This window comes from Marinomonas lutimaris, from assembly GCF_019426345.1.
GTDB classification, from domain to species: Bacteria; Pseudomonadota; Gammaproteobacteria; order Pseudomonadales; family Marinomonadaceae; genus Marinomonas; species Marinomonas lutimaris.
In genome coordinates this window covers 111,782-134,982 of the sequence record NZ_JAHLLW010000004.1, presented here as the reverse complement: position 1 = coordinate 134,982, position 23,201 = coordinate 111,782, and the positions used below count along the sequence as shown (strand labels likewise).

The window sequence follows — 23,201 nt, the reverse complement described above, 5'->3', positions numbered from 1 at the left end:
TATAATTTTTTTCGCTATTTGCTGTGTGCTTTTCATCCTAGATATGGTCTAGCTTTGCGGAAAATATTACGCCTGTAATAGTTAGTTCTCTAAATAAATTGCTGGACTTGAATTTGCTTTCAGGTAGAATGATTAGACATCAAATCAATTTGATTCTAAAAATCAGTTAAGTAACATTAAATTCATATAAATCAGCGATTATCGTTATTTCTCGTAAGCTAATTTATACAATTAACTGGTTAATAATGCTTTGTTTTCTAATGGATGTGATTATGAATTCAGAAAAAATTATGTTTACTAAACCCAGTGCGGTAGATGGCATGGCAGTTAATCAGCTGGTGGCATCTTGTCCGCCACTGGATACAAACTCGGTTTATTGTAATTTGCTGCAAGCCAGTCACTTTAGCGATACATCTGTCGCAGCGCGATTTGAGGGCGGTGAGATGATTGGGTTTGTGTCTGGTTATGTTGTTCCAAAACAACTAGATACCCTGTTTGTTTGGCAAGTGGCAGTGAGTGAAAAAGCTCGAGGTCAAGGCTTAGCAAAAAGAATGGTTTCATCATTGCTTGAACGATCTAGCTGTTCTGGCGTGCGTTACTTAGAAACCAGTATTACGGCATCAAATGAAGGCTCTTGGGCTCTGTTTCGACGTCTCGCTGATCAGCTAGATGCTCCGCTAGAAGAATCTGTGATGTTTGATAAGCAGGATCACTTCAAAGGACGACATGATACCGAGTACCTAGTCAGGATTGGTCCATTTCCCGTAAATTAAAAAGCCCATAAATTAAAAAGCCTATAAATCAAAAAGCCATATGAACTCACAAGCTCAATGAATTTATATGCAAGTGAGTTAGAAATGCGATGAGTTAGAAAGTCACACTTTCACTCTCAGCTTTTGCTTTCTACTCAAGCTCTAAAATTACTGTTTATGAACTTAAAGGATGATAGAAATATGAAAATTTTTGACGAAATCGAATCAGAAGTACAATCTTACGCACGCTCTTTTCCACGTGTTTTTCACCGTGCACAAGGTGCGTATTTATTCGATCAGGAAGGTAATAAATATCTAGATTTCTTGGCCGGTGCTGGCACATTGAACTATGGTCACAACAACCCAGTCTTCAAAGAGAAACTAGTGGAATACATCTTGGATGACGGTATTACACATGGTCTAGATATGCACACAAAAGCCAAAGGCGAATTTCTTGAAGTCTTTAAAAAGCATATTCTTGAGCCTCGTGGTCTTGAATATATGGTGCAATTTACTGGTCCTACTGGCACGAACGCGGTCGAAGCCGCACTCAAGCTAGCCCGTAACGTCACTGGTCGTGAAAATATTATTAGTTTTACCAATGGTTTCCATGGTTGTAGTTTGGGGGCTTTATCTGTGACAGGTAACTCACATCACCGTGGTGCAGCGGGTACTAGTCTAGGTGCTGGCGTTTCTACCGTACCTTTTGATGGTTATTTAGGTGAAGGCATCGAGACAACAGAATATTTAGACAAGGTGTTGTCCGATTCTAGTAGTGGTGTTGATACGCCAGCTGCTGTAATTGTTGAGACGGTTCAGGGTGAGGGTGGTATTAATGCTGCTAGCTTTGGTTGGTTACAGAATCTAGAAGCTGTTTGTAAAAAACACGATGTTCTATTGATCGTTGATGATATTCAAGCGGGTTGTGGTCGTACTGGTACTTTCTTCAGCTTTGAAGACGCTGGTATTAAGCCAGACATTGTTACCATGTCGAAATCACTAAGTGGTTACGGTTTGCCATTTGCTGTTGTTCTAATGCGTCCAGAATTAGATGAATGGAAACCAGGTGAGCACAACGGTACGTTCCGTGGTAATAACCTTGCATTCGTTACCGCAAAAGTAGCTATTGAAACTTACTGGAAAGACGACACGTTTGAAAAAGAGATCAAGCGCAAAGGTGAGTACATTCATGAGCGTACACAAGCTATCGTCAATGAATTTGGTGAAGGCAACTTCACACTTCAAGGTCGAGGTATGATGCGCGGTATCAACTGTGTTAGCGGCGAATTGGCTGGCAAGATTACCAAGAAATGCTTCCAGAATGGTCTGATGATCGAAACCTCTGGCGCCGATGACCAGGTGGTAAAATTTCTTTGTCCTCTTATTATCAGCGACGAAGATCTAAAGCAAGGTATCGATATTCTAGAGCGCGCTATTCGTGATGTGTGTGCCAAAGAAGATGATATGCCAGAAGCAAAAAGCTACTTCGATGAGAACTACGACATCGCTGTCTAGTTTTTCTAATCCTAAAATTGCCTTCATTTTTGAGGGCAATTTTTTGATAAATACTTGAGTGAAGTAAATAGTAAGTTAAGAACCTCAAGTCTCTTCCGGTAACTCTTTACCGGCATTTAATAGATCTTCGGATCATAAGGAGAAAAGAATGTTTGCACGTGATTTAGCTGAATGTGAAAAAACTGAACGCCGCGTAGTGTCCCCAGATGGTAATTGGGAGAGCACACGTCTTTTGTTAAAAGAAGACAATATGGGATTTTCGTTTCACATTACGACTATTTATGAAGGTAAAGACTTTGATATGCATTATCAAAATCACCTTGAATCTGTGTACTGTATCTCTGGAGAAGGCGAAGTAGAAAGCCGCGAAACAGGTCAAAAGCACCACATCAAACCAGGTGTTGTGTATGTGCTGGATAAGCATGATGCGCATANCGAAGTAGAAAGCCGCGAAACAGGTCAAAAGCACCACATCAAACCAGGTGTTGTGTATGTGCTGGATAAGCATGATGCGCATACCTTGCGAGCTTTCAAAGAATTGAAATTGGCTTGTGTCTTTAATCCGCCAATTACGGGTAAAGAAGTGCACAACTCAGAAGGCGCTTACGAGATTATAGAATAAGCCACCTAGACAACTATTTATCAGATCATGTCGTTAACGGTAAGGAGATAATAAGGAGTCGCGATAATGTCATCGGTTCTAGCATCTGAATATTTAGATGATGAATTTACTAATCAGAGGATTGCTAAGCAGAAAGTGACTAACCATAAGCTTTCTAGTTCAAAATTTTCTGATAAAAAAAGCGTAGATTCATTGGGTGTTGGAGGTATTCAGCAAGACCAATATCCATCTAGACTCTATTCTGAACCTATGTATATACAGCGCCAAGACCCTATTATCTACGCTAATGACCAGCTAAAAGCGCCTCTTGATGAGGTGCTTTTAGATCACTATGAAAAGAACGGCTTTTTGTTTCTGGATGATATTTTTAGTGACGAAGAAGTCATTAATATGCAGAAGCATATGCAATGTTTACGCGATGATGGCGAGATTAAGCAACGCGAAGAAAGTGTTACAGAGGCTGATAGTGGTGATATTCGCTCGGTATTTGATGTACATAAATTAGACGCTTTTATTAAAAGTGTGGCTGAAGACCCAAGATTAGTTCGAATCGCAGAATATCTTTTAGGTGATGAAGTCTATCTTCATCAGACGCGTTTGAATTATAAACCAGGTTTTCGTGGCAAAGAGTTTTATTGGCATTCAGACTTTGAGACGTGGCATGTGGAAGATGGTATGCCACGCATGAGAGCTTTGAGTATGTCCATTACACTTACCCCTAATGATCACCACAATGGCCCTCTGTTGTTGATTCCTGGCTCTCACCACACATACGTATCTTGTGTTGGTGAAACACCAGAAAATAACTATCTATCTTCTCTTAAAACACAAAATGTTGGCGTTCCTGATGATGTGTCGCTGCAGTCATTGATTGAACAGAATGGTATTGAAGCCGCAGTTGGTCAACCGGGCAGAATTATTTTGTTTGATTGCAATGTGTTACATGGTTCAAACGGCAATATTACATCATCGCCTCGCTCGAATTTATTTTTTGTCTACAACGCCTTGTCGAATCGTGTGGTTTCGCCGTTTGGTAACACCACTCCAAGGCCTGAATACATCGCGGCTAGGAAGTCGATTAAAGCGCTTAAAAAAAGCGATTAATGCTTAAATTTTCCGCAACCTTATGACAATATAGCGGCAGTTTTGGATTTCGGCATAAGTTGGCTTTTAGCCCCTTAACATATTGGAAAAATGATGGGACAACATACAGTTGAAAAAATTGGCGGCACGTCCATGAGTGACTACCGTTCAGTTAGAGATAATATAATTTTCAAACCCACTTTAGTGAACAACATGTACCAACGTGTTTTTGTTGTTTCTGCTTATGCCGGTATGACCGATAAGCTGTTAGAACACAAGAAAACAGGGGATGCTGGAGTGTTTGCTTTATTCGCTCAAGAGCGTAAGCAAAACAATTGGTTTCCAGCGTTACAAGATGTTCGTACAGCCATGTTAGACATTAACCATAGCTTGTTTGAAGCTGGGGAGTTGCGCCATAAAGCAGACGCATTTTTAAATAGCCGTTTGCAAGAAGCACAAGAGTGTCTTGAAGATCTACATCGCCTTTGTCAGCACGGCCATTTTTCGATTAGCGAGCATCTTGCTACCGTACGAGAAATGCTTGCCAGTCTGGGTGAAGCACACAGTGCTTGGAACACCGCGCATTTGTTACAACGTGACGGCGTTAATGCTGTATTCGTTGACTTGACTGGTTGGAATAGCCCAAGTCACATGTCGCTTGATGAACGTATTTTAGATGCGTTTAAAGACATTGATTTGAGCAAAGAGCTTCCAATTGCGACAGGTTATGCTCACAGCGAAACCGGTCTGATGTCTACCTTTGACCGTGGTTACAGTGAAATGACGTTCAGCCGAATTGCGGTTCTGACGCAAGCACATGAAGCCGTGATCCACAAAGAATTTCACTTAAGTAGTGCTGATCCTCGTTTAGTCGGTGAAAGCAAAGCGGTACCAATCGGTCGAACTAATTACGATGTAGCTGATCAGCTTGCTAACCTTGGTATGGAAGCTATCCATCCCAAAGCAGCAAAAGGTTTGCGTCAAAGTGGTATCTCATTGCGAGTGAAAAACACCTTTGAACCAGAACATACTGGTACGCTTATCACTGGCGATTACGTAAGTGATGCACCGTGTGTTGAGATCATTGCAGGTTGTCGTGGTGTATTTGCCGTAGAGCTATTCGACCAAGATATGGCTGGTGATATAGATAAATTTGATGTGGATATTCTTAAAGTATTAAGACAGTTCCACGCTCATATCATCGCTAAAGATATTAATGCCAATACGATTACACATTACTTGGCGATCAACCTGAAAACCTTGAAACGTGTCATGAGAGTGCTGCATGAGCGTTTTGCGGATGCTGAAATAACGCAGCGTAAAGTAGCGATTGTTTCTGCCATTGGTAGCGATATGAAAACCACAGGTATGCTGGCTAAGGCAGTAAAAGCCATTGCAGAGCAAGACGTCAACGTATTAGCTATGCACCAATCTATGCGTCAGGTAGATATGCAGTTTGTTGTTGATGAAGAAGATTACGAAAAAGCGATTTGCAGCCTGCACAAAGAGTTGGTTGAAGTACATAATCATGGTCGTGCTATTTGCCTAGCGTCTTAGGGTGTTAATGTAGCAGTAATGCAACTTTGTATTGCTCGAAAGCTAAAGTATTCAAAAGCCTCAAGTATCAGAGATGATACTTGAGGCTTTTTTATGTTTAGGGTGTTGTCTTTATTGTGAGAATAATAAAACGTTCTAATCTTTATGGATAATTGGTTGGCCTTGATTGAACACATCAGCGGTTACCGCTTTGCTAACATAGTAGCCTTGGCCAAAATCACATTGGAATTCGGCCAACATTCTCCATTGCTCTCTGGTTTCTATGCCTTCAGCTAGTACCTTGATATTGAGCTTGTGTGCCATGGCAATGATTGCTTCGACGATTTTTCTATCGTCGGGGTCGTTCTCTAAATCCATCACAAAACTGCGATCAATTTTTAGTAAATTTACGGGAAGGTTTTTGAGCTGAGACAAAGACGAATAACCGGTTCCAAAATCATCAATGGCGATACAAATGCCCATTTCTTTGAGAGCTTGTAATAAATATCTAGCAAGGTGAATGTCTTCAAGAATAGAGGTTTCAGTAATTTCAAAACCAATTAAATGAGCAGGCACTTGATATTTTTCAAGCAGCTCCTGAACCAGAGTGACAAAGTGAGGATCTGATAATTGCTCCGAAGCAAGATTGATATGCAATAGAATATCAGGTCGGCCTTCCTCTTTACGTTTTGCTAGATAGGCGATGCTGCTTTCTAAGACCCAATATCCCAACTGCACAATCTTCCCCGTGGTTTCAGCAAGAGAGATGAAATCATTAGGAAAAATTAAGCCTTTTTCTGGATGGTTCCAGCGAATAAGGGCTTCAGCACCAAAGACACGATTAGTATGAAGGTCAAACTGAGGCTGGTAATACATCTCAAATTCATTTCTTTGCAGGGCAAGAGACAAATCATCTTCAGCCTTAATAAGATTATGCGTACTAATTTTCATATTTTCAGTATAAAAAGTGTACTGATTTTTACCCATTAGTTTTGCTTGATACAATGCCATATCGGCATTTTGCATAATGGTCACAAGGTCATAACCATGTTCTGGGATCATAGCTATCCCCAGTGACGTGCTTAAAATGTGTTCTCTACTGTCCATTTTTATGGGAGTTCGAATACTGTCTAAAATTCGATTGGCTTGTTCAGCGGCTTGTCTATCATTGCCAATATCACCTAGTAATATGCCAAATTCGTCGCCACCCAAGCGTACAACAAGATCGGATACGCCTTTTAGTTTGTTTAATCTATCCCCAACAATAACGAGTACTTGGTCGCCAACATCGTGACCTATCGTGTCGTTAATACGTTTGAAGTTATCTAGATCAAAATAAATAAAGGCAGATATACGTTTGCGTCGCTGATTGCTGTACAGAATTCTAGGCAAGCTATCTTGTAAGAATCGTCTATTCGGTAACCCTGTTAATGGGTCTTTATAAGCAAGCTCTTGAAGTTCAGCGGTCTTTTCTTTCACCAATATACGCAGTTTTAACGGTTGTATTAGGATAGCGTATAACGCAATCGAGAGTAAAAATGCCACGGTAAAAGTGATGGCATAGCCCGTTATCTTACGTTGTTTTAACTGATCATCTAATGCTCGGCTAATTCTGAGAGTCCAAGTGCCAACAGGCAGAATCAGGTTGGTTGATGCTTGTATATCTGAAAGTGGGTTAATAGAAGAAGACAGTATGATGGTTTCTTTTGTCGCAGCATGCTTTCTTGACAAACTGTATTGATAACCTTCGTTTTCCAGTTGTTTTAATTGCGTTGCTTCTAGCAGGTTATCTAAATAAATTACGGCAGAGGCAAAACCCCAAAAGAGTTCTCTTTGAGTGCCTTTATGCAAAAAAATAGGCGCACGACTAATGACGGCAACACCACCTTGCACTAAAGCAACAGGACCAATGACAAACATCCTATGATTCTTGATTGAAAGCATCGCTTCATCTTTAAATTTAGGTGTCGAGATAATGTCAAACCCGATGGCTGTTTCATTTCCTTCAAGCGGGTATATATCAGAAATGATGCCATCTGGTGCCAGTTGAAGGTTTTCAATACCACCAATCGACTCGATTAGTTTACTGGCATAATTTGGAAACCATTCGCCATTACCGTTATTTTGCTCAACTTCGTAAGCTAAAATTTGTGCGGAGGTAAAGGCCGAAGAAAGACGTCTTTCTAGAACAGACGCTTGTGTCCTAGATATGCCACTTAAAAGAGATTGCTGCTGATTGACGATGGACTTATTGGTTGACTGAGTCCAATAGCCGCCAAATACAGCAATAGCGAAGAAAGCAATCAATGAAAAAAATAAGGCGGAAGGCTGCTTAAACTCTGCTTTCTTCAATTAACGATCCTTTATTAGATAATTAATAAACATAAAAAAATCATACACATAAATTCCTGCTGGGTATTTGATATTTTTGTAAACAGATGCGTTGTAACGTAATAGTATTAATCTAACTGAGAATAAGTGTAACTGCTTTTTGGATAATTTATAGGCAAGTAGAAAAATAACGTAAAAAATAAAAAGCCACGGTTTTTTGATTTAAAAAACCGTGGCTTTAGTTGTGGTCTACGCTCTTATGCTAGCGCTAGAAATAGTCCAGCAATGGCAATTAAACTGCCTGTTACGCGAGTCACAATAGGCGCTTGGAAGCGAGCAACCGCCATACCAAAACCGATACCTGCAACATGCAAAAGTGCGGTTGCTGCAGCAAAGCCCAATGCGTATTCTGCACCGTTAGCATTTAACGGCATTTCTAAACCGTGTGCCGCACCGTGGAATAAAGCAAACAGTCCAGCAATGCCAGCACAAACGGCAACAGGGAAACGGGCAGCACCAACAAGCAAAGCCCCCATCAGAATAACGGACAAGACAATACCTTGTTCGATGAAAGGAACTTGCACACCAGCAACAGCCAAAGCGCCACCAGCCAGCATAGTGCCGACAAAAGCTGTAGGCACAGCCCACAAAGCACGACCGCCAAGGCTAGCGGCCCAAAGGCCAATGGCTAACATAGCTAATAAATGATCTAAACCACCCATTGGGTGCATAAAGCCAGTCATAAAACTTGTTGTGTGTTCATGTCCTGGGTGAGCGGATGCAAGAGCTGGTATTACGGCAACAAGTGCAGCTAATCCCATTTTAAGCGTAGATAAACGCATGGTGTTGTCTCCAAAAAAATATATAAATAAAAGACCTTATAAAATAGTCTTCCCTAAACCACCGCTCTTGCGGCTGGAATCGTGAATTCTAACATACCCACAGAGAGGGTAAATTGAATGATGTTGCCAATAGGTAACGAAATATTCAGCTTCTAACAAAATATGGTGGTAAATTAACCTTCTACTTAGATTAACAATCTATTTTATACTAAATTTAGACAATCAATGCTGCACTTATTTAGAGGTAACCTATGACTTTCCATTTATGGACTTTGTTTTTCTTGGCTTACTTAGTGACCACGTTGTCACCGGGGCCGAACGTGTTGTTAGTGCTTAAAAATAGCATTCAATTCGGTTGGAAATCTGCCTTTATTACTATTTTTGGCAATTTGACCTGCCAATTTTTGATTGTTTGTTTGGTTGCCTTGGGCGTTGGTGCACTCTTACAAGCGTTACCAGTCTGGTTTCTGGTGATGAAAATAATTGGCGGAAGTTATTTGATTTACCTTGGAATTAAAGCGCTACGATCAAAAAAGAAATCAACCTTTGACGCTATAGATAATACAGCCGTAACTAAGTCGACTAAAACCGGACTTTCGCTGTTTGGAGAAGCATTCTTGGTCTCAGCAAGTAATCCAAAAACATTAATATTTTTGTCTGCCTTCTTACCGCAGTTTTTAACCCTAGAGTCGCCAGCGTACCAACAGTTTTCGGTCATGTTTGTTACTATCTGTGCTATCGTGACCAGCGTACATATGGGCTATGCTTTTGGCATTGCTCGTTTAGGAAAACGTTTTTCGTTAAAAAACATGGAAGCCAAAATCACCAAACTAACGGGCGGCTTGTTTATCACCATGGGTGGCGGAATATTGTTGAGTAATCGATAAAGCTTTTTTGCTATCTCGCTTTAAGGTATTAAAAATGATGAGAGAGCTTCACTCCAAAATTCACGCTGTGGTTATCTTCGAACGTTACTTCATTTCCTGCTAGATTGGTCTTAGCTTCGCCAATCCATGTATAAGATATACCTGTCGTAATGGCTGTGTTTTGTGTTGCTTGATATTTTAGTCCAGCAGTTAATGAAGTATAGCCATCGGTTGGTGACAGATTACTCACGACATTGCCTGACGGCTTTTCATACGCGACGGCGAGCAATCCTGTAAGTGTATCTGTTAGCTTCTGACCAAGCCCGAGAGAGTAGGTGATAGTGTTTTCTTTATAGCCAACGAGGTTATTTCCGGCATTAACGAACTGAGTGAAAAGCTCGGGTGTGATTTTTGTCTTTTCCCATTCGACCCAACGTGCAGCAAACATCAGAAGAGTGGATTGCGTAATACCCGTTTGAAAGTCAAAGTTTAATGATTTAGGCATATCGACATTAAACGAAGTCTTCTTCGCAAAAGATGAACTGACAATATTTTCTTGGCTATTAAAATCCACCTTTATTGCTGAGTTATAGGTTAACGAGATCCGAAGAGCTATATCTGGGATTTCATAAGCAGCGCCAAATAGATAACCCCAATCGTTCTGAGTGTCCGTTTTCATTGTGTAGAGTAGATTATTCGATGGCTGATTCACGGTAACTTCACCGCTTGATGTGATATTTCTTAGTCCGCCGTAGACTGAAAAAGGTGTATTTATTTTATAGCGAATAATTCCGTTGATGGCTGTAGTGTCGACAGAAGCACTGGTTCTAGAAAGGGGATAAGTTGAGCTAGAAGGGTAGCGAATATCTGCACCAAAAGGTTGATCGATAATAATGGCCATTGAAGTCGAGTTAGAAAAATCTTGTTTATAGGCTCCACCGAAGAAATAACTTTTTTTCGCCACGTTTCCTGATTGGATTGAGTCCGTTAGTTTTCCTGATACTTCTGGATCAAGGGTATAGGCGCTTAATTCAATATACGTTCCTTTCTCGAACAGGGGAGCGATAGATTGTCTTGATAGATCCATGCCGCCGGCATATATTTTTGTGGTACTAATCGTACAAAGAGTGGCCAAAATGAGTGATTTATTCATTAGATTTTTTACCTGTTATTGGCTCCTTGCCGACTAGACTTATAAAATGATGTTGTAAAAGTCACGTAACGCAAATAAAACATATTTAGAGTGCCTTTTATGGCGGCCAATAATAAAGTAATTACAAAAAATTACTAAATGATAAATCAGTTATTTATAAAGTTTGAGGCTTAACTATTATGGCGAGCGGTTGGGCGCAAGATGGCGCAGTTCAAGATCAAATAGACGCAACGGTTGACTCTGAAATAGAGCGTGCAAAAAACAGTATGCCAAAAGGCGAGAGCTTGACCCATTGTGAAGAGTGCGACACTGTGATTCCTGAACCTCGGCGCAAAGCCATTCAAGGAGTGCGTTTGTGCATTCAATGTCAGTCCGAGCAAGAGAAGAAAGGCCGCTCTGCTTTGTATAATCGTGCCGACAGTAAAGATAGCCAGCTAAGATAAGATAAGATACGTTAGCTGTTTTCCCTTGTTTCATTGATCTAAATGCTAATGCTATTCACTGAATCTGCGTATTTATCGTTGAATTTTGTCTGCTTGATCTTCCTCAATATGATATCGTTTCGTCTATCTATAAGGGTGTTTTGACCTCGAGTCTGATGCTCTGTTTCTTTCAGAATAAATAAGGATGAGGTTGTGGCAGACACTTACTCAACAGAAGTAAATAAATTAGAAAAACTACGCGCGGCTTGGTTACCAGCGGTCGAGTTTCTATTTGGCGAAGCCGTTATCGAGGCCAAATTTGATGGCTTTGAAGTTTGGGATGATATAGCCAAACCAAGCGCGGTCTTTGAGCACGCTGATGAACCTTATCGCTATAAAATTCACATGCCAGCTAGAGTATTCAGTAATGATGTTATGCTGTTAGCGGATATCATCCAAGAGATTGTACGTGGTCAATATCCGGTTGGTTATGACGGTGCGACAACGTCAGCTTTGTGTGAAGGTGTTGCTGTGTTTGGTGCTGTTACGGCGATTAAGCAAGTGTTTGGAGAAGAGTCAGTCGACTCTTACTTAAATGCGCTCAAAGAACAGGCTTTTTCTTACTATGATGCTTTTTCTTATGTTGCCGTCTTGCTGGCTGAAGATCCACAAGCAATCAAGAAACTACGCGCTGTTCAGCCTTTCTTGTACAAGGTAGAAAGAGCCGATTTTGAAACGGCACAAGTAGAAATAGATCGTAAAATCAAAGATATCCTCTTGCTGGCGTTTCGTGCCTAAGAAATATTATTGAACACAAGAAACAAAAATGCCGCGTGATCGCGGCATTTTTATTAGCTAACTTAGAAGCAGCTGAATATTAACTTTTTAGTTCAGATAGCTCTTCACTGAACCAAATTTTGCGTTTAAATCGTGGGTTTTTAGAAGACATATCGATCTTGTAAGGATTTGGCTCGTGAGTTTGTGGCAGATCAAGAATGTTACAGAGCTCTTGAGCAAGCCATTTCTCTACTTTTAGCACGACCATTTTCTTACGTAAGCGACCTTGCTCATCACGGTTTAAAATCGTTGGTAAGGTATTTAGCGTTAAAATTTCACCAATCGCTGGATGTGCCATACGCTCACGACCTTCATCGCTGGCATAAAAATGCGATACCGCAAACACCATACGTTCAGGATTGATTTGCTGTAAGAATTGGCAAGATTTCACAACAGTAGAGCCAGTACGAACCATATCGTCGAACAATACAATACTAGCTCCATCTAGTCCGTCGAATGTGTGTTCGCTTTCTTTGTGTAGAGTGATTTCTACTTTGCGTTCAGCGGTGCGGTCTTTATCAAGCATGATGAATTTTGCTTTGCTTAGACCTAGAGTTTTGAACATCTCTTTAACGAAATCGCGTGCGCCTTTGTCTGGTGCACAGAGAACAAGTCCTTCGCCGTCTTCGCCGTAGTTAAGAATGTTTGAATTCAACAAGTAGTGGGCGTAAATCTCATAAGGGATTAAGTTATGGAAGTCGCCTTCAAACACTTCGGTAAACATCTTTTGCACAGAATCTGAGTGGTTGTGAATTGTCATCACAGTATCCACACCAGAAAGCTTTAATAGCTGAGCATAAAGCTTAGCAGTGAAAGGCTGGCCATCGAATTTTTTAACGTCTTGGATATCACGTTCAAAACTGGTTTCGCCTAGGCTTTGGTGAGGGCCACGGTCTTGTGCGCTGTAAAATAAATCAGGCTCAACCAAGATGACGCGATCTGCACCGTTTTCTTTCGCCGCACGGGCAATTATTAGATTTGACATGGCTAGTTCTTGGCGGCTTTTTACATGACTGCCAGTACTTACGATGATGACAGCTTTACCCTTAAGTTTGCGGCCAATGTTTTCAAAATCTGCTTCGTCAGAAATAAAACGAGGGCAAAATTCAGAGTTCATGAATTGCTTCATACTGATCAGATCAGCGATGTCTTCGTGCTGGCCCATTGCATAGGCAACATCAATAGCAAAGGGATTATCAGAAGAGTTACTAACAACTACGACATTAGTTGACTGACTGGTCGACAAAGTCATGAGGTTTCCTTAACTAAGGGTAGGGGAATTTGCGCTGATTTTAATACTTGTGGGCGTATTTCGATAGGGCTGATTGAGGAAAAAGGCATTTTTATGTCGATCTAATGGAGTCCTGCTTTTTCTTTAGCCAAAAATGAGAGGTAATCTTCAGTGTGTTGTCGGGGGGTAATAACTATTCTCATTTATGTTTGATTTCTGATATGTGCTTTTTTACAAGAAACATTATTTCGTTTTTGTTTCTTGTAAATGGTTAGCTACTGGATGATCCAAAGTAACACTGTAATTTTTGCGGAATTGCATTGGGGTGACATCAAAGCTCTGTTTAAATTTTTTGGAAAAATAGGCGGAGCAGTTGAATCCACTTGCGTAGGCAATGTCAGCGATTTGTCGGCTAGTTCCGGTTAACAATAGCGCTGATTGTCTTAGCCGATAATTCAATAAATAGCTGTTAGGAGAGCAGCCCAACGCATTACGAAATATACGATAGCACTCACTTTCACTAATGCTTGCTGCTTGGCTGATATCGGCAATGGAAATGCGTTCATCATAATGGTCATGAACAAAATTGAGTAAAGTTTGTACTCTTCTTTCATTCGTTCTCGAGGCATTCTTTGAAGAGGTGATGTCGTGATGATTCGTACAGAAAATATGCCAAAATTTCATTAAGGCTATATTCATATAGAACTCGCGATCAGAGCGTTTCGCATCCCATACCTTAAAAGCACTCGCTAATTCATTGATGACTTGTTGGTGCCAGGTTTCATCTGTAGAGAATTTATAGAACATGAGTTCTTTGTTATTAATAACCGGAAGTACGTGCTTTTTATAGATGAGGCCAAAATCGCCACCACCGAGTATTTTTGGGCTGAATACCACATTGAGTATACGGCAATCTTCAGTTCCATGGTTTGTTAGCTTGTGTAGAGTGTTCGCGTTGATAAAGATGATTTCTCCTGTTCTTACAATGTCGCTGGTATTGAGACACTCGACCTTAGTAGCTCCTTCGATAACCAATACAACTTCAATTTCATCGTGCCAATGCCATGGAACTTCGCCACCAACAAAATGGGAAAAACGTTCGTCATAAGATCCACAGGGAAAGTCATGGCTACCGTGGGTAGTCAGTTCTTTGCCATTTTTTTCTGTTTCAATTTTATAAATTTGCATGGCATCACTTAGTAAATTTGTTTGGCGACGTTGTTTCGATAGAATCGTTATATTTTAAGGAAGTATATATCTATATTCAAAATCAATTAGGCAGTATTGTTTTAAAAAATCATATATAGGTCAAGATTGTCATGCTATTGCTTTTTATTATTTATATCGCTTTTATCAGTTTAGGATTACCTGATGCTGTACTTGGGTCATCGTGGCCAGTAATGAGGAGCGACTTAAATGCCTCAATGGAATTTGCGGGTGTCATTTCTCTCATTATTAGTGCTGGTACCGTTCTTTCTAGTCTTTATGTGACAAAAGCAATTAACTGTTTTGGGATTGGAAAAGTCGTCGCAATCAGTGTTTTGCTGACAGCCATCGCATTACTTGGTTTTAGTATGTCCAATGTGGCTCTAGCGCTTGTATTTTTGGCTATTCCTTTGGGTCTTGGGGCAGGGGCTGTGGATGCTGCATTAAACAACTTCGTGGCTTTGCATTACAAAGCTAAACACATGAATTACTTGCATTCATTCTGGGGCGTGGGGGCGACGGCAGGTCCACTATTAATGGCGAATTACCTGACTCTCAGTGAAGGCTGGCGTGATGGTTATGCAACAATTGCTGTAGTGCAATTGTTGCTCGTTATTTTACTCTTTTCCTCCCTGCCACTGTGGAAGAAGTTTGTTGTTAAATCTTTAGAAAGTAATGACACTGGTGGGGGGCTAGTGTCGAATGCGACCGCCTTGAAAATAAAAGGTGTTCCATTGCAAATGGCGGCGTTCTTTTGCTATTGCTCAATAGAAATGAGTACTGGATTGTGGGCGGCAAGTTATCTCACGACACAAAGAGACGTTTTGGCTGCCGATGCCGCATTCTGGGTCGCTATGTATTATTTGGGGATTACGGCTGGGCGGTTTGCCTGTGGCGCCATTGCTGAAAAAATTACCGAAGAAGCTCTAATACGAGCAGGCGTGTTCATTATCTTATTGGGTTGTATATTACTGGCTCTGCCGTTCTTTGATGGACTTGCAAAAATGGGCTTGATATTGATTGGGCTCGGTTGCGCCCCCATCTTTCCTAATACCCTTCAAATGACCCCAAAACGCTTTGGCTCGGCTGCATCACAAACCATTATAGGCTTATCTATGGCCTCTGCTTATATAGGAATTATGATAGTTCCGCCTGTGCTAGGTGGTGCCGCAACGGTCTTCACTTTCGCCTCATTGCCGGTGATATTAGTCTTTCTTTCCGTCATTATATTAGTGACGACTGAGCGATTACGACGTTACAGCAACACTTCCTTACGTTAATAACTAAGAGCGACGTAATGATGAGCTTCGCGAATAGGAAAAGCATTCAGCGACAACAAACCATACTGTTGTTGTTAGCACTGGATGGAAAAGTATTCTCTGAGACGTTAAAGCAGCGATTTAATGTGTCGGATAACATCATTTACAACGACATGATTTATCTAGAAAAAGCGGGTTTGTTAAAACGTATTGACGCTGGGGCTGTTGCTGTAGAAGCGTGTTCGGAGCTAGAAGAAAAGTAGTTATTATCTTGTCTTATTCATCGTCAAATTTTAAGAGTCATGAAGACAAAGAAACATGAATGAACTATGATTTAGATTCTTAGAGAACCTCGGAGAATTTCAATGTCTTTAAAAGCAACCTCCGTCAGACTAGACGAAGAGACACTGCAACGTGTCGGCCAAATGGCTGAAGCAATGGATAGGCCTCGTGCATGGCTAATGGCGGAAGCTATTAAACAATACGTTGCCCGTGAAGATTGGTTTATCCATGAAGTGGAAAAAGGCATTGAGTCAGCGGACAAAGGGAAATTGATCGACCACTCGGATATTAAAGCGAAATGGGATGCAAAGCGTGCTGCTCAAATGGACTGATTTAGCCGAACTTGATTTAGAAAAAATTGAAGCTTACATCGCTGAGGATAATAGCCAAATCGTTGCCATTGATGTGGTGATGAAAGTCATTGATAACGTACATCTTATTCTGTCTGAACACCCGAGAGCTGGACGCTATGGCAGAGTGAAAAACACACGAGAACTTGTGATTGCAGGCTTACCTGTTGTCGTCGTTTATCGAGAAAATTTGTCTGTAAATTGCCTAGAAATCTTACGTATTCTTCATGAATCGCAGCATTGGCCAATGAGTGAACAATAGCTCATGCAAAAGCCGCTGCGAAGTTTTGTAATTCAGCTAGATGTTTAGGCTGTTTAGGCTGAACGATGTCCTCATTGATTCTAAGTATCAGACTTTTAAAGACTTCCGTGTTATTTTTCAGTTTTTGCGATGCCATTAAGGATTTGATTTCGTTAATACTCTTTTCATTAAGCTTAACTGAAAAGCGCTTTGAGGCTTTTGCCTTGGCAAGGTCGGATGTTAACAGCAAGCCTAAGTCCTTTTGAGAGAATCGATTGGAACTTAAGGCGTGAAGATAGTACAAAACCAAGGCTTTATTAAAGCTGTCTCCCAAGCTGGCGTCTATTTTTTGCGTCGCTATATTTAGAATATCTAAAAAGTGAGCAGGCAAACGCACATCGATTGGCGTTTTGATTTTATTGTACTCGGCACGCACTTTCGCGGTGGATTGTTTTGGGAGGCTAACTACTGTATTACAGTGATTACACACCGCCGCCAAGATATTTTTCACCATGCCTGAATCATCATTAAAACTGACATCTCGAAGCTGATAAGTCGCGTGTGTTAAACCACATTCTGGACAAATGACCTGTCTTGAATCACCTTCTTTAACTATCTTCATTTTACACTCCGCTTTCGTGAACACTGATAAACATGGCATCGGGCTCGATAAAGTAAAATTTTATATACCATCGTTCACCATTCTTGAATGGCTTTAATACATGTACATCAATAGTAGGTGCTTGATGGTGAGGGCTGGATTCATATTCGTTGCCGCGAGTATGGCGTATCAGCTCAATAACCTCATCATCGGTTAACTGACCGCACTGGAAAAGGTTTTTGACATCAATTTTTTCTCTCACTTCATGGTCGTATGAGCCATTTTCTAAGCAAGTTATCACTTGTGATTTCACATCCTTGAAACCCATCACTACTCCTTCTGTACGAAATAAATCGTACTTTTTTATTATACGTCATTATTCGTACTTTTCAATCCGTTATCTTTATTTTAGTTCAAACTATCACCAAAAACCGAGACGATAAAAAAAACATAAGTAGAAGTTAGCCGTGTAGTGTTTTGCGCTGACGACGTCAGTGACGCAAGCAAAACACCACACGGCTTGGCTTCCACTGATCAACTCTCCTTAAACAAACAAACTAACTAACGCCCCTCGCATTGTTGATAACAACTCGGTTTCCTTGGGCAGACGGCGCCGCGGGAGCAAATCAACCGAGCATCGTTGTCTATGCCCCGTTCTACCCAATTGATATTGAGAATTTTTGCCACGCTCATGAGGTCTTTTTTGATGCTTCTCGGGATCTGTGATGAACCGCCTTTGGTGACGCAAGCTTCCCGTAGATCTGCCGCGATGGAGAGGGCGTCTTTGCCTTGGGCATCAATGGCGGGATTCAGGTCTATGCCGGAGCAAAGTACGTGGTTGTTGCCAGCGAGGTCTTGGACTTTTACCGATTCACACGCGTAAATTCTTGGCTCATCACCGACATTAAGAATCGATATTTGTGCAGAGGTGCCAGTACTTGGTTCACTGATTTTGCGAAATACAGACCAGTGCTGACAAGGGTCTTCCACCATGCTCATATTGCCCCAAGGTAGTGGAATACCATTACCTCGATACACGGCTTTGAGTTTGCCCGGTGCATAAGCATCAAAATAGTGCCAATGGGGATAAGGCGACGCTGCGGTCATGCGGCGCATGGTGACGGATTCAGAAACACCTGCTAATTGTGCAGTATTAATTTCGTAGCCATTACGATCCAGCATTTGTCGAAACGGTACTTTTGGACAAAGCAAAGCCCCAGCAAAGAAGCTGCATTCGAAGTCTCGCCAAGCGTACAAAATATCCTGAGCATCCATACCTGATGATTGTATTTTCGCATTCTGCGCTTGTAAGGGTGATATCTCATTTCGCCCTGTGACCAAGACGTTTTTCATTCCGTCTTTATCGTGTAAAACCGTGTGACCAATATGCACAGCAAGATTGTATTTTAACCTTTGTGGCTGGGCTTTCATGATTTGGTTGATGTAAATCGTACTTGGTGGATCAAAGAAAGATGTCACCACATGGCTTTCACTAATGCCCATTTCTTGTAACACCGCTAAGGGTGTTTTTCTAAACCACTTGATCTGCAAACCCATTTGCTTGGTGATGGCGACAATCTCATCAAGGCTCAATGGCAAGCGCTTGAGTCCCACTTCTTCAGCCGCGCGTTCTAAATCAGGGAAATGATTTTGATGATGCTCTTGGTGGGCGCGAATCAACAAATGCGCAAATTGACGACCGCTGGTACCCGTTTGCGAAAGCATTTCCGGAATGGCGATTTGTAGTATTTCTTTGGAGAACAAAAAGTTTGGCTCTAACGCCATACCATTAATGCCACCACCAGATCCTTTCGTTGGAGTGATGGCTTCTTCTTCCGGAATATCGTCTAAAAACCATTCGACATCTTTTTGAAAAACGCTGGCGATGACTTCCAATACGTCTTCACTGGGGATGCGTTTCCCCCTTTCTATCATGGATAAATAAGACACTGATGGGGCCGATTCTGCGTCGACTTTTATGCATCGCGCCGACAGGTCTTCCATCGTCAAACGGTTGCGTTTACGCAGGTTGCGGATCTTAGTACCCAAAAAATGGGCTTTGCGATTGAGGCTATTTTTATTTTTCATTTTTGTAAAATTTACACTGTGTAATTCTTATTGTGAAATTTTATCTTAGTAGGGCATAGACTATAAATCAAGCAATCGTAAGAGAGATCAAACGAATTGCTAACCCTAAGAATCAGAGTGATATGAGAAAGAAGGAAAGTGAGATGAATATGCCCCAAGCTAAAAATAACAGTGTGATTCATCCAGGGTTTTGCCACTTCATCAATGAAGAAGTGCTGCCACTTCACGCTATCGAACCGACAAAATTCTGGCGCGATCTTGAACAGCTGATTGCTGATCTGTCACCGATTAACCGCCAACTATTGGCAACTCGTGACCATATGCAACAACAAATTGACCAATGGCATATAGCTCGAAAAGGCCAAGCCATGGACATAAATGCCTATGAAGCCTTCCTGCGTGAGATTGGTTACTTGGTCAAAGAGGGCGAAGATTTCACTATCACTACGGCGAATGTCGATGAAGAAATCGCTCACTTGGCTGGACCTCAATTGGTTGTGCCAGTAAAGAACGCACGCTTTGCGTTGAATGCCGCCAATGCGCGTTGGGGCAGTTTGTATGATGCTTTTTACGGTACGGATGTCATCGCGAAAACACAGGGTCTTGAGACAAGCAAAGGCTACAACCCAGCTCGTGGCGAAGCGGTGATTGCCAAAGCCAAAGACTTTTTGGACGAAGTGTTTCCGCTGGAGTCTGGTTCCCATAAAGACGTGGTCAGCTATGTTGTTTATTACCACCATTTGTTGGCCTTTTTCCAAGATGGTCATCAAACCGGTTTGAAGCAGCCTTGTCAGCTGGTGGCGGTAAATGGCCAACGCAGTGAACCAGAAGCCATTTTACTGAAAAACAATGGACTGCACGTAGAAATCCAGTTTGATCGTAACGGTAAAAACGGTGCGAAAGACCCAGCCAATATCAATGACATTCTAATTGAGTCGGCATTAAGCACCATTATTGATTGTGAAGACTCTGTGGCAGCGGTGGATGCGGAAGACAAAATTGAAGTGTACCGCAACTGGTTAGGACTGATGCAAGGCACGCTGGAAGCCAGCTTCGAAAAAGACGGGCAAATGCAAACGCGCCGCATGAACCCAGACCGTATTTTTACGGACTTAGACAATCAGGAATACCGTCTACATGGGCGTTCATTATTGTTGGTACGCAACGTGGGTCACTTGATGGAATGTGACTTGATGCAAGACGAGCTAGGTAACTTTGTACCGGAAGGCATCATTGATGCGGTAGTAACAAGCTTGATTGGTGCGCTGGATTTACAGCGTACTCAAGGCATGCGCAATAGCCGTACTGGTAGCATTTATATCGTCAAACCAAAGATGCACGGACCAGAAGAAGTGGCGTTTAGCTGTGAGTTGTTTGGTCGAGTAGAGCAGATGCTTAGCTTGCCAGAAAACACCATCAAGATCGGCATTATGGACGAAGAACGTCGCACGACCTTGAACCTGAAAGAGTGTATTCGTCAGGCGCAATCAAGAGTCTTCTTCATCAATACGGGGTTTCTGGATCGGACTGGTGATGAAATTCACACCAGTATGCAAGCGGGTGCTTTCTTGCCAAAAGATCAGATTAAAAACCAGCCTTGGATTCAGGCTTATGAAAATCGCAATGTAGACATTGGATTGCAATGTGGTTTGCCAGGCAAAGCACAAATCGGCAAGGGAATGTGGGCGATGCCGGATGAAATGGCGGCCATGATGGCAGCCAAAATTGCCCACCCAAAAGCTGGCGCAAATACGGCTTGGGTGCCATCACCAACAGCGGCCACACTGCATGCTTTGCACTATCACCAAGTGAATGTGTTTGAAGTGCAGGAGCGTATTAAACATCGCCCAAAAGCGAATCTAACGGATTTATTAACTATCCCAACGATTCCAAGCAACCTTACTTTGTCGCAGCAAGTGATTGAACATGAAATCGAAAACAATGTTCAAGGGTTACTCGGTTATGTGGTGCGCTGGGTAGAAGCGGGCGTTGGTTGTTCAAAAGTTCCTGATATTAACAATGTGGGCTTGATGGAAGACCGTGCCACTTTGCGAATTTCCAGTCAGCACTTGGCTAATTGGTTACTGCATGGAATCTGTAGCAAAGAACAAATTGATGAGGTGATGCAACGCATGGCATTGGTGGTAGATGAACAAAATAAAGCCACCGAGGGATATCGTCCGATGGCGAATAATGCCAATAGCGTCGCTTTCAAAGCCGCGCAGGATTTGATCTTCAAAGGTGCCATTCAACCTAACGGTTATACAGAGCCCTTGTTACATGCCTACCGAATACAGGTGAAGGATACGCATTGAAAACGAATTAATTGTTAAGAGTTTGTACCCATTTAAACAACCTAAAGAGCGAGAAATACCATGCATACTTACAAAAATAAAACGCAACAAGCTAGCCAAACGATTCATTCACAAGGTCCAACTTGGGCCGCGATGAACCCAGAATCTGTGGTTAGAATGCAATTGCAAAACCGTTTCAATACAGGGTTAGACATCGCCAAATACACAGCTAAGATCATGCGCGAAGACATGGCGAGCTACGACAAAGACCCAGCGAACTACACTCAGTCTTTAGGTTGCTGGCACGGCTTTATAGGCCAACAAAAAATGATTTCTATTAAGAAGCATTTTGGCACCACGCGCAGCCGCTACTTGTACTTGTCAGGCTGGATGGTTGCGGCCATGCGTTCTGAATTTGGTCCATTACCAGACCAGTCTATGCATGAGAAAACCTCCGTGCCAGCTTTGATAGAGGAGCTTTATACCTTCTTAAAACAAGCGGATGCCCGTGAGTTACAGCATCTTTTCAAAGAAATGGATGAAGCGAGAGCCGCTGGAGATCAAGTGCGTGAGCAAGCGGCACAGCAAAAAGTGGATAACTTTGAAACCCACGTTGTGCCGATTATTGCCGATATTGACGCGGGCTTCGGTAACGAAGAAGCAACCTACTTGCTAGCGAAAAAAATGATCGAAGCGGGGGCTTGCTGTATTCAAATTGAAAACCAGGTATCAGATGCTAAACAATGTGGTCACCAAGATGGCAAGGTAACCGTGCCGCATGAAGACTTCTTAGCGAAAATTAACGCGGTGCGTTATGCCTTCTTGGAGTTGGGCGTGGACAATGGCGTGATCGTAGCTCGTACTGACTCTTTGGGCGCGGGTTTAACGCAAAAGATCCCAGTATCACAAACGGCTGGCGACTTGGCGGAACAATACAATGCGTTTATTGATGGCGAAGAAGTAACGTCACTTGCGCAAATGAAGTCTGGCGATATGGCGATCAAAATGGGGGAGCGTTTGATTAAGCCAACTCGTTTAGCCAATGGTTTGGTGCGCTTTAAACCCAATACAGGTGAAGATCGTGTGGTATTGGATTGTATTACGTCTTTGCAAAATGGCGCGGATCTATTGTGGATCGAAACTGAAAAACCACACATCGGTCAAATTTCTGCCATTGTGAATCGTATTCGTGACGTCATACCAAACGCGAAATTGGTTTACAACAACAGCCCGTCTTTTAACTGGACATTGAACTTCCGTCAGCAAGTGTTTGATGCTTGGTTGGCTGAAGGTAAAGACGTTAGCGAATACCAACGCGAGAAACTAATGTCTCAAGATTACGATGGTAGTGTGTTGGCAGACGAAGCAGATGAGCGTATTCGTAGCTTCCAAAAAGATGCAGCGGCACAAGCAGGGATTTTCCATCATTTGATTACCTTGCCGACATACCATACGGCCGCCTTGTCTACGGACAATTTAGCGAAAGACTACTTCGGTGAACTTGGCATGTTGGGTTACGTAAGAGAAGTACAGCGTAAAGAAATTCGCCAAGGTTTGGCCTGCGTGAAACACCAATATATGTCCGGTTCAAACATTGGTGATGATCATAAAGAGTACTTCTCTGGTGAGCAGGCGCTGAAAGCGTCTGGCAAAGATAACACCATGAATCAATTTGCAGTCTGATTGAAAT

Annotated in this window: 22 protein-coding genes; 14 read left to right on the top strand and 8 right to left on the bottom strand. The window is 42.0% G+C overall.

Annotated elements, in window-relative coordinates:
• Positions 1-272: 272 nt before the first annotated feature.
• The 5 genes from ectA (at position 273) to KPL72_RS06955 (ending at position 5,529) form a co-directional block, all read left to right on the top strand.
• A complete protein-coding gene (gene ectA, locus KPL72_RS06975) occupies positions 273-773 on the top strand; it encodes a diaminobutyrate acetyltransferase (protein ID WP_249411709.1) in 501 nt (166 codons plus the stop codon).
• Positions 774-953: 180 nt separating this feature from the next.
• Entirely contained in the window at positions 954-2,267 is a 1,314-nt protein-coding gene (gene ectB, locus KPL72_RS06970; protein WP_219702291.1) for a diaminobutyrate--2-oxoglutarate transaminase, read from the top strand.
• Positions 2,268-2,415: 148 nt separating this feature from the next.
• Complete coding sequence (locus KPL72_RS06965) at positions 2,416-2,889, top strand: ectoine synthase (protein WP_219702290.1); 474 nt, start codon at positions 2,416-2,418, stop codon at positions 2,887-2,889.
• A 66-nt stretch (positions 2,890-2,955) separates the two neighbouring features.
• On the top strand, positions 2,956-3,993 hold the full coding sequence (gene thpD, locus KPL72_RS06960) for an ectoine hydroxylase (RefSeq protein ID WP_283247981.1): 1,038 nt from the start codon (positions 2,956-2,958) through the stop codon (positions 3,991-3,993).
• Positions 3,994-4,086: 93 nt separating this feature from the next.
• Positions 4,087-5,529 carry an aspartate kinase gene (locus KPL72_RS06955; RefSeq protein WP_212918015.1) on the top strand — a complete coding sequence of 481 codons (1,443 nt, stop codon included), beginning with the start codon at positions 4,087-4,089 and terminating at the stop codon, positions 5,527-5,529.
• Between the two features lie 135 nt (positions 5,530-5,664).
• On the opposite strand, the gene KPL72_RS06950 is transcribed toward KPL72_RS06955, so the two are convergent.
• A complete protein-coding gene (locus KPL72_RS06950) occupies positions 5,665-7,860 on the bottom strand; it encodes a bifunctional diguanylate cyclase/phosphodiesterase (protein ID WP_212918016.1) in 2,196 nt (731 codons plus the stop codon).
• 236 nt (positions 7,861-8,096) lie between these two features.
• Entirely contained in the window at positions 8,097-8,681 is a 585-nt protein-coding gene (locus KPL72_RS06945) for a HupE/UreJ family protein (protein WP_212918017.1), read from the bottom strand.
• Between the two features lie 251 nt (positions 8,682-8,932).
• Here KPL72_RS06945 and KPL72_RS06940 point away from each other — a divergent pair, with 251 nt between their 5' ends.
• A complete protein-coding gene (locus KPL72_RS06940; RefSeq protein ID WP_219702289.1) occupies positions 8,933-9,568 on the top strand; it encodes a LysE family translocator in 636 nt (211 codons plus the stop codon).
• Between the two features lie 28 nt (positions 9,569-9,596).
• On the opposite strand, the gene KPL72_RS06935 is transcribed toward KPL72_RS06940, so the two are convergent.
• Positions 9,597-10,700 (bottom strand): OmpP1/FadL family transporter, encoded by a 1,104-nt coding sequence (locus KPL72_RS06935; RefSeq protein WP_219702288.1) that lies wholly within the window; start codon positions 10,698-10,700, stop codon positions 9,597-9,599.
• A 179-nt stretch (positions 10,701-10,879) separates the two neighbouring features.
• Here KPL72_RS06935 and KPL72_RS06930 point away from each other — a divergent pair, with 179 nt between their 5' ends.
• Positions 10,880-11,143, top strand: coding sequence for a DksA/TraR family C4-type zinc finger protein (locus KPL72_RS06930; protein ID WP_219702287.1), 264 nt, complete (start codon positions 10,880-10,882; stop codon positions 11,141-11,143).
• Positions 11,144-11,335: 192 nt separating this feature from the next.
• Positions 11,336-11,920, top strand: coding sequence for a hypothetical protein (locus tag KPL72_RS06925; RefSeq protein ID WP_212918021.1), 585 nt, complete (start codon positions 11,336-11,338; stop codon positions 11,918-11,920).
• A gap of 79 nt (positions 11,921-11,999) precedes the next feature.
• On the opposite strand, the gene KPL72_RS06920 is transcribed toward KPL72_RS06925, so the two are convergent.
• On the bottom strand, positions 12,000-13,211 hold the full coding sequence (locus KPL72_RS06920) for a phosphoribosyltransferase family protein (protein ID WP_212918022.1): 1,212 nt from the start codon (positions 13,209-13,211) through the stop codon (positions 12,000-12,002).
• 222 nt (positions 13,212-13,433) lie between these two features.
• Positions 13,434-14,378 carry an AraC family transcriptional regulator gene (locus KPL72_RS06915; protein WP_219702286.1) on the bottom strand — a complete coding sequence of 315 codons (945 nt, stop codon included), beginning with the start codon at positions 14,376-14,378 and terminating at the stop codon, positions 13,434-13,436.
• A 131-nt stretch (positions 14,379-14,509) separates the two neighbouring features.
• Between KPL72_RS06915 and KPL72_RS06910 the strand changes: the two genes are divergently transcribed.
• The 4 genes from KPL72_RS06910 to KPL72_RS06895 all read left to right on the top strand — a co-directional run bounded on the left by KPL72_RS06910 (position 14,510) and on the right by KPL72_RS06895 (position 16,549).
• Entirely contained in the window at positions 14,510-15,676 is a 1,167-nt protein-coding gene (locus KPL72_RS06910; RefSeq protein WP_219702285.1) for an MFS transporter, read from the top strand.
• A 17-nt stretch (positions 15,677-15,693) separates the two neighbouring features.
• On the top strand, positions 15,694-15,918 hold the full coding sequence (locus KPL72_RS06905; protein ID WP_212918025.1) for a DeoR family transcriptional regulator: 225 nt from the start codon (positions 15,694-15,696) through the stop codon (positions 15,916-15,918).
• A gap of 102 nt (positions 15,919-16,020) precedes the next feature.
• The gene (locus KPL72_RS06900; RefSeq protein WP_110577332.1) at positions 16,021-16,269 is read left to right on the top strand and encodes a CopG family ribbon-helix-helix protein; all 249 of its coding nucleotides are present in this window, start codon (positions 16,021-16,023) and stop codon (positions 16,267-16,269) included.
• Entirely contained in the window at positions 16,241-16,549 is a 309-nt protein-coding gene (locus KPL72_RS06895) for a type II toxin-antitoxin system RelE/ParE family toxin (RefSeq protein WP_219702284.1), read from the top strand. Before KPL72_RS06900 ends, KPL72_RS06895 begins: the two co-directional genes overlap by 29 nt.
• Position 16,550: 1 nt before the next feature.
• On the opposite strand, the gene KPL72_RS06890 is transcribed toward KPL72_RS06895, so the two are convergent.
• From KPL72_RS06890 to KPL72_RS06880, 3 genes are all read right to left on the bottom strand, one after another.
• The gene (locus KPL72_RS06890; RefSeq protein ID WP_219702283.1) at positions 16,551-17,150 is read right to left on the bottom strand and encodes a hypothetical protein; all 600 of its coding nucleotides are present in this window, start codon (positions 17,148-17,150) and stop codon (positions 16,551-16,553) included.
• 1 nt (position 17,151) lies between these two features.
• Positions 17,152-17,457: a hypothetical protein gene (locus KPL72_RS06885; RefSeq protein ID WP_219702282.1), complete on the bottom strand. Its 306-nt coding sequence runs from the start codon at positions 17,455-17,457 to the stop codon at positions 17,152-17,154.
• Between the two features lie 233 nt (positions 17,458-17,690).
• A complete protein-coding gene (locus KPL72_RS06880; RefSeq protein ID WP_219702281.1) occupies positions 17,691-19,217 on the bottom strand; it encodes a DUF3612 domain-containing protein in 1,527 nt (508 codons plus the stop codon).
• Positions 19,218-19,360: 143 nt separating this feature from the next.
• On the opposite strand from KPL72_RS06880, the gene KPL72_RS06875 reads away from it, so the two are divergent.
• A complete protein-coding gene (locus KPL72_RS06875) occupies positions 19,361-21,532 on the top strand; it encodes a malate synthase G (protein WP_219702280.1) in 2,172 nt (723 codons plus the stop codon).
• Between the two features lie 60 nt (positions 21,533-21,592).
• A complete protein-coding gene (locus KPL72_RS06870) occupies positions 21,593-23,194 on the top strand; it encodes an isocitrate lyase (protein WP_219702279.1) in 1,602 nt (533 codons plus the stop codon).
• Positions 23,195-23,201 lie beyond the last annotated feature (7 nt).